A 13,716-nucleotide genomic window follows, 5' to 3' on the forward strand; every position below is an offset into this window, starting at 1 on the left:
CAGAGGCCAGCATTCGCGCCATTATTCCAGGAACCACCGAACAGCGCTACGCGCTGACCTGCCGCCCTATAGTAATAGTCAGAATACCAAGTGGAGGTTCCCGCCCCTACCTGTACAGGGAAACGTGCAGTTGGGCTTGTCGGGTCATAGCCCAACTCCTTTACGTACCCTTCGTTTTCTTGATTGACATAGCCAAGTTGTTTGTAAGGTGCAGCAAACAGATTCGATGCGTAGAATCGTGCATCGTCACACACCCACGCTTGGTAATCGTTGATGTTCACTCCGTCTACGAATTGGAAGACTTCTGCATAGAGCGATTCGATGCCACGGTATTTCATTTGATGCTTGCCGTCTGTATTGGATGTCGGTGAACCACTTGTAGCCGCTACATTGTCTGTCGCACCTGTTTTATAGGCGGTGTTGTAGACGATGTTGCCGGCAGTTACCGCAAGCGGCGCCCCATCAAAGATAAGGGCCTTTGTACTGGCATCTACAACACTGATTGCTGTTATCGTACGATAGCCGGTGATGTTGTTCGCACCTAACGATGTCCCGATGCCGACGGACTGTCCGACGCGGTACAGGTCCGCCTGCGCATTCGTCAACACCACCTGATTCGTAGCCGCTTCCGTATTGAGCACTGCGTGAGCTGCGTTGTATTGCCCAGTCGAAAACCCGCTCATCACGGATTGGGAATTGAGTGTCGCAAACTCGATCATGAAGAGTCGTTGTAACATATCGACCGCATGGATGTCCCACAACTGATAGCCTTTGCGACCGTCTGCGTTGTTCGCTTGTGCGGCCGTTCGAAATGCGACGATGGATTGACTCACACGCGGGTATTCATTGCGCTTCGAGGTCATGCGGTTCGACCCGTCCTGCCCGGCAAGATACTTCCCGACATCGACATGAGGCAACTCGACATTGTTCTCATAATCGTAAAAGCACGGATACAGACTAAATCCTGCGTGCTTCGTCTTGGAGATCTCGTCTATCTGCCAGAGTGTGCCGTCTGCATTCCGTCCTTGACGATGGCGGAAGTAGTGCTTCGGTATGCGCACAAAGACGTTTCCGAGCGCATCGGTCACCTCGCCGATCTCGCCGAATATCTGTGCCAGGTCGAAACTGTTCTGCACATACGCGCCGTTCGTACCGACCGCTGCCGTCTTACCTACTGACCCTTTGATACGCGTCAAGACCGGACTAGACGCCCCGTCATGATAGACCCCATAGATGGCGGTCTGCGTATCTGCCCCGACTTGCAGCTGCGCGAAGTATTCGTCAATCTCGGTCTGCAAGGCGATACGCGCATCGTCTGCATTGTCAGCCGCCTCATTTGCAAGTGTGGCCGCGCTATTCGCATTTGCTGTCGCGGTATCAGCTGCAAGTTTCGAATTTTCCGTGTCGGATGCCAGTTGATTGAGTTCCGTATCCTTTGCGTCCTTCCATGTCTGGTAATCGTTCTGGCGATTGGTCTGCGATTGATTAAAGAGCGTGGTGCGTTCTGTTTGTGCTGCATTAAAATCCGTAACACGTTGACCTTGCGATGCCAAGAAGTCGTCATTCCGAGTGGTCTGCGCTTGATTAAAATCATTCGTGCGCTGGTTCTGCGCATTAGAAAAAGCCGTTTCGGAGTCCGTTTGGAACTGCGCGAATGCGGCTTTTTGAATGATGAGCTCGTCGTATGCGGTTTGGAGTTGAGCGAGTAATGCAGGTGCGTCGTTTAAGATGATTTCGATTAGCGTGCGGTCGTCACCTTCATCACCAACGGCTCCTGCTGATGGATCCCGTAATACATTAAAGATGAGTGTCGGTGTCGAGATACGCACATCATCTGCAAAGTAGAACTGCGCGACGACCTCCACCATTCCTTGTTTCTCGAGAGAGGCGCGCTTGAGTTTGAAGGACGCTCTGCCCTCTGGTGTGATTGTCCCGGCTAAAGGGATATCCACCTTGTCTTTACGTGTCACCAAGAGCGTTGCATTGATTACACCAGATGCATTTAAATCGATGATACCCGCACTGTCTCTGAGCTCGATGATCAACTCGTTGTCATCGTTATGGCGCATCTCAAAGGATTCTCGAATCGATCCTGTCCGCGTCATGTCCAATGAGACTACATACTGTCTACTGTTCAAATCCATGTTATCCCTCCTATGCTGCTTTAAATGATGGACCTGATAATGAAGTGAATGTCGCATTCAGGTCGCGTGCACCGATTATCTGGCCATTCGGGTAGACGTCGATTCGGGCAGTTCCTGAAGATGTCGCGACTGTGAAGACTTCCTGCTTTGCCGGCCGGTACCCTACAGGTAACGTGCCAAGTACTGTTCCGTTTGCTGTCGTCCCATCCTTGATCAGTCCGGTCAGATGCACGACTCCACTCAAATCTTTATAGAATCCGGCGCGCTGCCACGGCTCCGAAGTAGATGAGAAATTCAACCAACCACTCATGAGTGTGAGCGACTGGATTGCTTGTGTCTCGAAGCTACCGATCACTTGAATCTTACGGTCATTAAATAAAAGACCTGAGAGGACTTCTTTTGCTGGGAGTGGTGAATTCTCGTCAAATAGACGGATACCATTTTCACCATATAGTAGACTCCTGACAGGTGGACCGCCCATGTATTCCGCTACGTAGTGCCACATGCCCTCAAGTGCATAGTCGACAGATGAACCTGACATCGTATGATTTGAGATGTGCATACCTCGATTGTCAGCATAGGTCACAGGAGAAGACCCATCCCCGAATACGTACCATCCTTCATCTCCATACCACGCTCCACCGAAACCCTTCTCAATAGATGGGGTGAAGAGCTCACCTACCAGTATCATGTTGCCTGCCGAATCGACGCCAAAGGCATCTTTCCATGTATCCGTCACAAGCGTGCGACGTTGAATCTTGATTCCCGACGTTGAATCCAATACGATGCGCACTAAATTATCGTCACGATAGACGACAAGACCCTCTTCGGCATCGAAATACCAACCGTTATAGTTTTTATCTAGCTCGACAACGTTGGTCGGTGTAACTGGTATCCACTGATTACCCGAAGCGATATGAGCGACTTCCGCGCCACCAACTTCAGTAGACGACTTGATCCAAATTGTTCGCGCTCTAACAGGCGGAGCGGTAGGTTGTCGGATGAAACGCGTTTGATAGATCTCTGATAGTTGCCTGAACTTCTTGAGGACGTCAGATTCTTTGTAGGTGACCACTTCACCAAACTTAATCTTCTTCTCTTTTTTATCGATGATCGAACGTTCGATACGCTTGGCTCTTGCATCGGCATATAACGGCGGCGAATATTCTTTGTCGATTATCCGGCAGTTGTCCCCTATCCACAATTGTTCATGAGGGAACAATTGACCGATATCCGCGCTCTCGATTGTATATTCGTTTATCGCATCAATCAGTTGTTTTAGACGTCGTTTCCCCAGTGAAGTCAATCGAGCGGCTGTGATGTTTTGGTCATCTGTCTCAGGGCGGTAGATGTCTATTCGGTGTTCCCCTTTAACTGACCATCTCTGAAACGCTTCATCATCGGATACAAAGACAGTCAGACGTGTACCGTCCTCTCGTTGTGGACCTTCTACTTGCAGAGCCGTAACAATGCGTTCTTTGTTCTCGATGCGTTCGATGCTCAACAGATCTTTCCCTCGAACAATCTCCTTTTTGTTGTTTCTACCAAGCTTTGTATAGGCATTGAGATAACGAGCCTTCACGCGAGGTCCTGAAAACTCGATTGTGGCATCAAACTCTCTGTCGAAGAGCTCTTTCACTTTCATGATAAAGGTATAGGGTCTTACTGATTCATCGAGTATCAACTCTCGGATATCTGACGGTTCTACAGTTCCGACACTATAATCCACTCCTGCAAGTCCGATAGTCAACAGATCTTCGCAGGTGCCGGAATAGGTCCCTGGCGGAATGATTGCTTGCGATTCAATATCCACGTAACTCGCAAGTGCAATCACCTCACGCCAAGCACCTTTTGTCCGTGTACGATACGTAACAAACTCCATAAGACCTCCCTCTTCTTTTGGGATTGCAAGCCTCATGATGTTGTCAAACAGCGCTGCCTCTTTTAACTTGGAAGGAGTTTCGAAGGTGAATGTATTCTCGCCAGTCTCTAAATCGTGAATATGGATTCCACCAGTAAAAATCTTTTTACCACGGTTGTTGAGATGACCGACGATTCGGTCTGTGTTGGGGTTAATTAGATAAATGATACTCATCGCGACCTCTCCTTATATCTCATCAGTGCGTTCAATTTGTCGGAGGGTTGTAGCATTGTCAGACTCTTACCTGACGGTATATCAAAGAAATTTGACCCAAACGCAATTTCCGGATAATCTTCACCATTGAGAAGCACATGACTATTTTCCATGTCCACAATGAACTTGTCTCCTAGCGAGGCGATAACCGGAACGCCCTCTGGTGCCGAATTATATCGATAGACCTTTAAGTTACGAGCTGCCATATCCGCAAATGTTGTGGTTGGCCATCCGCGCATCGCAATAGCTATCTGTGTGATAGGCGCCATGTTCCTATTCAAAGTGTCTGTGTATGAATGGCTCGAATACTTCCAAACGTGATTTCCCTCGTTGTCGAACAACGCCCAATACGGAGTTATTTTGTTACCTCTGCGATGTATGCGAAGCGTTCCTTTGAAATTGTTCCACGCACGCACGTTTGACGGTTCTGCGAAGAACTGATGCAATCGGTTCGAAGCACCGCCGACTTGGAACTTTCCGCGGACCTGATCAGAGCCTACCTTAACATCTTCAATACCGATGACAAATACTACGTTACTTGATGCATCCAACGCATATAATTCAAGCATTCCTGTCTGGGTCGCTTTGTTAAGCAGGTCGACATCGATATCTATTCTTAGATCCTGTAATGGATCCGGCAAAGACCGGCGTACAGCCGGCCCCTGATATTTGTGCGGAATGATAGCCGCCCCAAAAGTCTGTGGGCGCATGCCTCTAGGAGCCGATGCCTGCATATTACCGCCTACATAGCCGTTATCTAGATTCGCAACAAACCAGTTGTTTAGACTTGTGAGAGGTAAATCTAGAACTTTTGTTAGTGGCTCAAAGACCGTGGCATCCGCTTCTGGCGCTTCGCCGATTCGCAATGTGCCATCGTTCGAAATAATATCGATATGAGTGATATCGTCTAAAACCTCTATTTCGAGTACAGGAGGTGTTTCTACCGTACCGTAATTATTGATTTCTAATATACCGTCTTCAAAGTGCCGCGTGATTTCTGGTCCCGCGATGACAGGATCCGTCATGGTCATCTCGAATTCTATTTCACCGTCTGTGCTAGTGATGTCATCCGGGGAATAGTCACCTTCTAAAATAGCGGTTATTCTCTCCCCTAAATGCGCATCTCTCTCAAGAAACACTTCCTGACTCGTAAAGAAGATGTCATAAATCAAATGCACCAAAGCGTTGTACTCTTTCATATCATCTGATTCAATCAGTAACTCAATCCGAACCTTACGTTCTTCTTCTTCGTGAGACGTTATCAAGGTTTTACGAAGCGAAGGAACCCGAACCTTCTCGTGTGATACATTAGGAGAGGACAGCTGAAAGTAATTCACCCACACGCCCAAATCGTGCATGTTGTAGCTCTTGTCTCCTTTATGGACTGTGAAATTGTGTTCACTAATCATGCTCGCCCTCCTCCCATGAGATCAATGATGTCATCATTAATTTGCATGTTCTCTTCAATTTTTCTAAACATCACTTTCCCTAGGACATGGTCATCAATGCTGACGTTGCCTTCTAACACGACAACTTCAGGTGTGCGCGCATTGGCTAATCTGTTCTGTGCAACAGCAATCAATTCCGCAATACGATCTGCATGACTGCCTTGGAATGGAACGATAGCCTCTGCTACATCTCCGAACCCTGCGTTACCTAGTATTGCCTTCTTGTTAAATACTCCGCCTGTTTTGAACCATGTGATATCAAATTTAGGCACAGGCACATCCGCTCCCATAAACTTCTTAGTTCCCATCGATACTGAAACTTTTGGAATCTTCGGTTTCGGGATGGTGATCTTCATATTTGTAAACGCATTTTTGATTTTATCGATAATATCTAGGACAGTTGATTTTGCGGTCTCAATGGGATTCGTTATAGCTGATTTTATGCGACCAAAAATAGACGACGCCACGCTACGAATTCCCTCAAATATCGATTGAATACGAGACTTCAGAGTGTTAAATCTTGATACTCCTTCTGACACTAGATTCACTATGATTGAAATCACAGCCGCTCTAGCACTCGAAATGACATTCGACATTATTGCAGCTGCCGCAGAGAATATTGCTTGTACCTTTGACCGAAACTCTCCAAATTTAGCTGCCGCTGACGATACAAAACTTACAATTCCGGCTTTCATGCTTGCCCATACCGCAGTAAAAAACACGGATATAGCCGAAAAAATTTCGATGGTTTTTGCTTTAATGGTATCCCAGTTTTTATAAATGATGATGCCGAGTAACGTGATGATAGCAATTGCTATCCCTATAGGACCTGTCAATAAAGCTAGCGCTGTCCGAATGCCTGTGAAGATTGGGCCTAACTTTGATACTAATGGCAACAATTTAGCGAACACAGGAATCATTGAACCGATTGCGCTCATTACAAAACCAAACGCTACTATCAAGGGACCGAGCGCCATGCTTATCGCCCCGATGATCAACGTGACATTTTGCATTACTGGGGATAGTCCGCTGAACCAATCGACCACTTTACTTACCCATTCCACAAGGATAGGCAATATACGTTCTGCAACGTCTAACAATTTCTCCCCTACAGGAATCAAACTTTCCTGCAAAGACCGCATGGTAGTTGTCAATCGAGCACCAAAAGTGTCATATAGCTCATCTGAGGCATTCTTTGCGGCACCCTCAAAACCCGTCATCCCCTCTCCTGCTTGAGCGAAGAACGCTTGATATTGAGGACCCAGATCTTCGATTGGTGTACCCATTAGCTCGACAGCTAGTCTGTTGCGTTCCGCTTCATCAGTCACTCCTGAAATGGCTCCCATTACAGCCATAAATGCACCATTTGCCTTTTCTCCACCTGCCGCCATGTCAGATTCAATTTGCTTATAGTCGAGACCAAGATCACCTAAGGCGTCTCTTGTGTTATCCGCTCCATCAGTAATTTGCAAAAAACTTTCTTTAACCGCGTCTCCTAACTTGTCTAAAGACCAGATACCAGACTCTGCCCCGCTCGCAAACATGCCCATCATCTGTTCCGCGCTGAAGCCCATGTTAGCAAACTGTGGCGCGTATTCTGTGACGGTATCTAGAAGTTCTCCCGAGTAGTCCCCGCCGCGTTGGAATGCAACTGTGATCATATCCATTGCACTAGTGGAATCTGTACCGAATTGCTGCATCAATTGTTGCGCGGCTCGTGTACTATCTTGAACATCCACACCGAATGCATCAGCCAACATAAAGGCACTCTCAGCAACGGACTCAATCTCTTCGGCCGGCAAATTACCTAACTGTTGATAAATTATGCTTATTGCATCGCCAGCTTCGCTTACACTTGCTCCAAATCCATTTCTCCATAGATTTTTAGCGCTCTCTTCTAAATCTCGTGACTGCTCTTCGGTCAGTCCTAGTTGAGTTCTGAGACGCGCTCCAGCGCCTTCGAAATCTGAAGCTGTTTTAAGAGCCATACCTCCGATTGCCGCAATAGGGGCAGATACTCCGGCAGTCATCTTTCCGCCTATATCTTTAGCGCTTTCACCCATATCTTTCATTTTCTTGCCAGTGTCTTCCGCCTTTTGCTTTAGCTCGTCTAATTTTTTACCGGATTTTTCAGATTCGGTTTGTTGGTCCTTTAGTTTTCGGCTAGCAAGCTCCACTTCATTTGCGAATTTCTGCTCTTCAATCTTCGCATCGGTCAGTTTTTTTTCAAGGTCTTCTGCAGCCTTTGAATTTTTCCCGAACACCTCGACCGCCTTATCGTATGAACCTTGAGCGTTTTCTACACTTTTTCTGGCATTGTCTTGTTTTTGTTTCAAAAACTCTAGACGAGCTTCGAGTTTTTCTGTATCAGATGCAGTCAACTTCATCTGTTCGGATTGCAGCTTAAAGTTTTTGCTCAATGTCTTCGATTCTTCACTTAGTTCTTGAGCGCCTTTTTTAAACTGTTCATTCAGCATTTTGACGGTGATTTTCGCTTCAGGATTTTTAGACATTTTCTCACCTACCTCACTAATGGATTGTTGATCCACGTCTTCGCTGCTACCATGCTTTCATAGACACGGTTAAATTCGGACAAAGAAAAATCCCAATACACCTCGTCTGACATACCGAGCGTCACTTTGCACCAAGCATAGTGATCTTCTAGGCACTCAAACACGATCTTGGGAGAGACTACTTTTTTGAGCCTTTTTCCTTCTTTCCTTCAAATCTCTTAAGATTAGAGGCAAATTTGTTTTCATCACGTTGTACAGAGGAACTTACTAGCTCAACAAACACTAATAAGGTCTCTCCGAAGTCCTCGTCGTAGAGGTCTTTGAATTCATCTCGACTGTAATAAACATTGGAACCTGTTTTAGCTCCGACATACGCACACCAGATAAGGTCTTTCATATGGTCTAGACTGATAATCGCAGACACTTTTAAAAGGTCTTCTCCTTGGATGTCTACCGCATCCTTCTTTAATGTTCGTCCATTCGTCGCTTGGCCCATGACCGCGTACAGATTGAATAACTCTTCTTCTAATCCCGTCTCGAGAATGCCTTCTCTTTTTGCAAGCTGAAGTGCACGATTACTAAACATGAGCGGTGCTTTTTCCGTCCCCACAACCCGAGATTCGAATTCGCCATTCCCTAGATCGACAACTTCAATTTCCTTTAGTTCAATTACTTGTAGTTTCAAGTCACTCTCTCCCTTCCAAATGAAAAAAGCCCACAATAAATGTGAGCTTCTACGGTGTTTCTAGGGCTACAAGTTCAGGTGTGAATGCTGTGTGCCAAGATGTCTTAATGGCAGCATCCACGACCTCATCTTCGAATGCCTCATAATAAAATTTGCCGTTTGCATCTTTGTGCGCACGGAATTCGAATTCAAGCATAGCCACTTCTTCAATACCATTCTCAATCACATTCACTTTGAAGCCGGTGACGTTCGAACAGTTCGGAAATGCAATCAGTTTACGTGTATCCTCAAATTCATCTACAACTGTTGCAGTCAGAATAAAATCTTTCCCTTGGAACTTACGACCAGCTGCATACACACCGGTTTTTAGACCTTCATTCGTTAATCCCATGATATTGCGAGCAGTTGGGACAGGTACGTGGGCTGTCGCAGTAACCGTTAAAAAATTAGTTTTAACGATAGTCTTCACGATTTCGGTTCCGCATCGTTTGACCACTTCTGTAGTGTCTGGTTCAGCGCCAATCGTTCCTACACACCCAAAAGGTGTACCGGGATCGTAACCTGTTCCTGATTCATTCTTAAATTGCATAGATCCTTCTTCGATTGCAGTAGTATCAAATGTTGTTACTGGTGGCATCTATAAAACCTCCTCTAATTTGTTTAATAGTTCTTTTTGAGTAACTTCCACAAGATGAGGAAGCTGCAGGTCTCGACCTTCTTCGAAAAATCTTTGTTCTCTAGGATTGCTTTTGCCACGACCCTCGTTAGGGAAAACCAAATACCCAAAGCTGCCAGGTTTGTTTGCAGCACCTCCCCGAGCTTTAATTGTAAATTCTAGGTTCCCGTTAACGATTCTCGACCATTTGCTTGACGCTGCATGTTCACCCTTTTTCTTATCCGACACTGGAATCAAACTTGTGATAGAGGGAACAAAGCTTTGTTTTGCCTCTACCTTCAGTATGTTGTTAATGACGTTTTCAGAGTCCCCCGCCATCTTTGTGACTTTGATGATAAGCTCTTCAATTTCTTCATAATCAAACTCGTATTTAACAGCCATGCGGGATCATCTCCAAAAACTCTAAGGAATGGACATCAACATAGCGGTCGCTACTTGCGTGGCGCGCGATGATTTTATTACTATCCCTTAGCCGTACCGCTTTGATGTTGGTTAAAGCTATAATTGCGGACAGTGCATATTCATCCGATTGTTCGTCATTCTCTGTATAGATATCAACAAAGAACAAATGATTGATATTCTTCGCTTTCTCTTCGTCCGTGACTTCAAAGCCTTGGAATCGGTAAATGATGAATCGATGAGGTTGGCCATCTTCGTACTTCTTTGCCTCTGATTGATCCATGCGGTCTTCGTAGATTTCAAAGTCCGGAAACAACCGTTCAATTTGATCTACAATTTCCCGTTTCTTTTTACGCATGTAGAGTTTTTGTTTTTCACTCATTCACCAATCCCTCCTTCTGTAGATACCAGAATAGAGCGGGTTTGTTGCGGTCCTTGTCTACTTTTAAAACAGAATACCGAATGCCTCTGATGCGCACTTCCTTACTCACAAAGTCCGTATTTTCTAAATGGAGCGGATACGGGGTTTCAATTTTGATGTCGAGAGTACTAGCACTTGAATCAATTAATTGATAATCTTGTTCGCGAACACTCTTTTCATCAAATACGAAACGTCCGTCTTCTCGAAAATCCTCTCCAATCTTACGGCGGGTATCGTTATAAAGAGGCGTAGTCGAACCATAACTCATCATTCCATCGTTATAGGGTGAGCCAATCAATTTAAACTCCCCTTTTCGCGATATGACGTCCGAGCTGCTTCATATTGAAGGCTTAAAAGTTCACTCAAATAATTGTTCTCAAAATCATGCAGGGCTTTGTTCCATGAATAGCGGCATCGCTCGATAACCAATTCCCGAGCGGATCCTTGGACTGAATAATCAAGCTCTCTACCTGTTCGCGAATTTAGGTAGGCAATCGAACGCTCAATGTCCTTTTTCAAGTCGGCATCTTCGTCATTCCAAGTGATTCGGCAATTCGCTTTGACCTCTTGGAGTAAATCCTCTAGCAATTCTTGAGCCAGTGCCATAAGGTCTCACCTCTATTCTTTCTTGCTCTCTGTCTCTTTCGGTTTTAGGTAGACTTTTTGATACTTATTTTTGGATGGGTCGGACAATTGTTCGATGCGTGCTTTGGTTGCTTTAAAACCTTTAGCTGGATAGTCATCCCCCACCTCATAAACATGTCCTTTATGAGCCTGTTCTTCGAACTGTCGAACCACGCTTTGAACTTCAATTTTTTCTACAGCCATTTCTATCTTCCTCTCTCATTTAGTTAATCAATAAAAAGAGACCCCTTATCAAGGAGTCTCTGGTCCTGCAGCATTTACACCGCTGATGTCGAACACTAGGAATGAATCCGCAGTCTTTGGACGACCATTAGCATATTGCTTGGAGATATACACGCGCTCATCTTCAATGAATCGAACCTCGTCTGAGTATTCAATTTTACGAGTAGAACCAACGCCCATAAAATAATCTTTCGCTACACCGACGATCATTTTTCCAGTAGGAACTGCATTAGACTGAACAATATCGGTTTCTACAGGTAAGTTGAATACATACTGACCTGTCTGCACGCGGTAAGCGAGAGCTCCGAATAAAGTTGTCCAATAATCTACCGGATTGACAACCATTAACACACTTTCAATCACTCGAGTCATCGTTGGGTTACCGGACTCGTCTTTTGCGGTAATTGCCAATTTAGCCATGACTTCAGCACCTAACGTTTGTGGAGATAAATCGGTTAATGCGACCGCTGCTTTCTCAGGGTAAACCCCGTCTACAACCGCTCCTTTTAGATTGCGGATCATCCCGATTGGTTCATCTTTACCTGTCCCTTTTACAATCCCTTCTTCTAGACCGATGGCCATCGCTTCTTCCAGTACAGCGCGAACATAACGGTCTAGCCATTCTGGCCCTAGGTCAAGCATTGCTTTACAAACTGGAATATACGCAGAAAGCTTGAATAGGTCAACGCTGATTAGTTCAAAACCTTTTGTAAGCAATTGTTTAATATCATCGCAAAGTTTGCCCCACCAAGCTGGATTCTGGCCCGATGTATTAACCAGCCATTGGGATGTACCAGTAACGTTCTGAAATTCGATTCGAGAGAGCAACGGGTGATTTTGTTGCAAATCATCAAATACTCGGTTGATTGTTGTTGGTGGCACTAATTTATCTACGCCCCCAAAACCTTCAGCTGCAATAACTTCGTTGTAATACTCTTTTTCTTCAGTTGTAAGCAAATGTACTCCACGAGATGATAGGATTTGATTATCCGAATTGACCTCGTTCATCTCTTTGCGAGCTTGATCTAAAATATCCTTCTGGATACTGTTAGCAAATTGCGCCATCGCTTCAGCAAAAGCATTCGGGTCTTCTGATTGCAGCGCGTTTAAGATTTGAGCTTTATGCTCTTCGTTTACTTGAGGTTTAGCGTCAGGATTTTTAATTTGAAATGTCATTTTTATTTCCTCCGTTTATCGGTTTTTGGCAAAACAAAAAGCACCATCATTTAGCGGTACTTGAAAATCTCGATAATAAATTTTTCTTTGTGGTGTCAGGCTCGCTTTGAACTTCTGCTGCATATTTCTGCATCATACGTTGAAGTGCTGATGCTGCCAGTGGTGTTTCTTCTTCATCGTCTTCTTCGTCATCTGGACCGTTAGCGACAGGTGAGGTGATTTCAATCTTCTCGATGATTTCGTCAGCGAATCCAAGGGCTACAGCTTCATCTGCAGTCATAAATGTTTCATCATCAAGAAGTGCCTTTAATTCCTCTTCCGTGCCTTTAAAACGTTCCATGTATGCACTTATTGCTACCCCACTCATCTTCTCTATATCATCAGCAGATTTGCGAAGCTCTTTAGCATTTCCTGCCGCAAATACCCATACGTTATGAATCATCTTCATTGATGTTTTTGGCATATAAATGTTATCTGCACCGGTCGTAATCAATGAGGCAGCACTTGCTGCTAGCCCGTCAATATACGCATTGACCTTTGCAGAATGCGCTTTTAATTGATTTCGAATCGCTAAACCTTCGAAAAAATCTCCGCCTCTAGAATGGATGTAGACGTTGATTTCATCTACATTCAAGTCTTGCAAGAAATTTTTCACAGATTTCGCGCTTACTCCGTCCCAGTAATAAGACCCGATAGGTCCGTAAATAAACAAGTTTGCCACCTTGTCATTTACTTCGCTTTTATACCCGCTCTCTAAAGGAATCGAAGCTTCCGGTAATGGAAGATCTTTTGTCGACATCATCTCGAATACTTTCTCAAAGTCGATTTTACTCATTCTCCTCACCTCCCTTCATGACATCCTCTGCTTTAGCATAGTTCTTCGTGATGTAGTATTGTTTCGAAAACTCTTCATTCAATGGTTCCTCTCCTAACAAGTCGCGGTTTTCATCTATGTTGTGCGTTCCGGTCATAAACAATTTATCTACAGCTGTTGCGACTTGATTGATATCCGTGATTTTTATGAAGCGCGTATCAATGTCTAAGCGGGTGCCGTTTAGATACTCTTCTTTTGTAAACATCTTGCGATTGATTTCGTCTTTCATCAACTCTGCAATAGGATTCACACAGAACATAAGGAAGTTTGAAGTCATAGCTTCTACATCTGCCACATCTCCTTTTAGCAAGCCTTTAGGAATATTAAAGGCCATGGCCACAAAATCAAAAACATCATCTGCCAAGGCGCGAATGTCTCG

The 13,716-nt window shown here is 45.0% G+C and carries 14 protein-coding genes; all 14 read right to left on the minus strand.

The window, feature by feature from the left end:
* Positions 1–2,144, minus strand: a 2,144-nt coding sequence (locus tag CF394_RS11250) for a hypothetical protein (protein ID WP_207761714.1), incomplete at its 3' end; no start/stop codon positions are given.
* A 10-nt stretch (positions 2,145–2,154) separates the two neighbouring features.
* Positions 2,155–4,239 (minus strand): phage tail spike protein, encoded by a 2,085-nt coding sequence (locus CF394_RS11255; protein ID WP_094943748.1) that lies wholly within the window; start codon positions 4,237–4,239, stop codon positions 2,155–2,157.
* Positions 4,236–5,687 carry a phage distal tail protein gene (locus CF394_RS11260; protein WP_094943749.1) on the minus strand — a complete coding sequence of 484 codons (1,452 nt, stop codon included), beginning with the start codon at positions 5,685–5,687 and terminating at the stop codon, positions 4,236–4,238. The genes CF394_RS11255 and CF394_RS11260 overlap by 4 nt, the downstream gene beginning before the upstream one ends.
* The gene (locus CF394_RS11265; protein ID WP_094943751.1) at positions 5,684–8,239 is read right to left on the minus strand and encodes a phage tail tape measure protein; all 2,556 of its coding nucleotides are present in this window, start codon (positions 8,237–8,239) and stop codon (positions 5,684–5,686) included. The genes CF394_RS11260 and CF394_RS11265 overlap by 4 nt, the downstream gene beginning before the upstream one ends.
* Positions 8,240–8,417: 178 nt before the next feature.
* Positions 8,418–8,924, minus strand: coding sequence for a hypothetical protein (locus CF394_RS11270; RefSeq protein ID WP_094943752.1), 507 nt, complete (start codon positions 8,922–8,924; stop codon positions 8,418–8,420).
* A 49-nt stretch (positions 8,925–8,973) separates the two neighbouring features.
* Positions 8,974–9,561: a hypothetical protein gene (locus tag CF394_RS11275; protein WP_094943754.1), complete on the minus strand. Its 588-nt coding sequence runs from the start codon at positions 9,559–9,561 to the stop codon at positions 8,974–8,976.
* On the minus strand, positions 9,562–9,981 hold the full coding sequence (locus CF394_RS11280) for an HK97-gp10 family putative phage morphogenesis protein (protein ID WP_094943755.1): 420 nt from the start codon (positions 9,979–9,981) through the stop codon (positions 9,562–9,564). It abuts the gene before it with no gap.
* A complete protein-coding gene (locus CF394_RS11285; RefSeq protein ID WP_094943757.1) occupies positions 9,971–10,381 on the minus strand; it encodes a hypothetical protein in 411 nt (136 codons plus the stop codon). Before CF394_RS11285 ends, CF394_RS11280 begins: the two co-directional genes overlap by 11 nt.
* A complete protein-coding gene (locus CF394_RS11290; protein ID WP_094943758.1) occupies positions 10,374–10,718 on the minus strand; it encodes a phage head closure protein in 345 nt (114 codons plus the stop codon). The genes CF394_RS11285 and CF394_RS11290 overlap by 8 nt, the downstream gene beginning before the upstream one ends.
* Positions 10,715–11,026, minus strand: a complete 312-nt coding sequence (locus CF394_RS11295) for a phage head-tail connector protein (RefSeq protein WP_094943760.1) — start codon at positions 11,024–11,026, stop codon at positions 10,715–10,717. The genes CF394_RS11290 and CF394_RS11295 overlap by 4 nt, the downstream gene beginning before the upstream one ends.
* A gap of 12 nt (positions 11,027–11,038) precedes the next feature.
* On the minus strand, positions 11,039–11,248 hold the full coding sequence (locus CF394_RS11300; protein WP_094943761.1) for a hypothetical protein: 210 nt from the start codon (positions 11,246–11,248) through the stop codon (positions 11,039–11,041).
* Positions 11,249–11,296: 48 nt separating this feature from the next.
* Positions 11,297–12,463 carry a phage major capsid protein gene (locus tag CF394_RS11305; RefSeq protein WP_094943763.1) on the minus strand — a complete coding sequence of 389 codons (1,167 nt, stop codon included), beginning with the start codon at positions 12,461–12,463 and terminating at the stop codon, positions 11,297–11,299.
* A gap of 46 nt (positions 12,464–12,509) precedes the next feature.
* The gene (locus CF394_RS11310) at positions 12,510–13,298 is read right to left on the minus strand and encodes a head maturation protease, ClpP-related (RefSeq protein WP_094943764.1); all 789 of its coding nucleotides are present in this window, start codon (positions 13,296–13,298) and stop codon (positions 12,510–12,512) included.
* Positions 13,291–13,716: phage portal protein (locus CF394_RS11315; RefSeq protein ID WP_133079829.1), on the minus strand; the 426-nt coding region annotated here is incomplete at its 5' end. The genes CF394_RS11310 and CF394_RS11315, both read right to left, overlap by 8 nt.

Origin of the sequence: Tetzosporium hominis, assembly GCF_002265435.1 — a bacterium.
GTDB lineage: Bacteria > Bacillota > Bacilli > Bacillales_A > Planococcaceae > Chryseomicrobium > Chryseomicrobium hominis.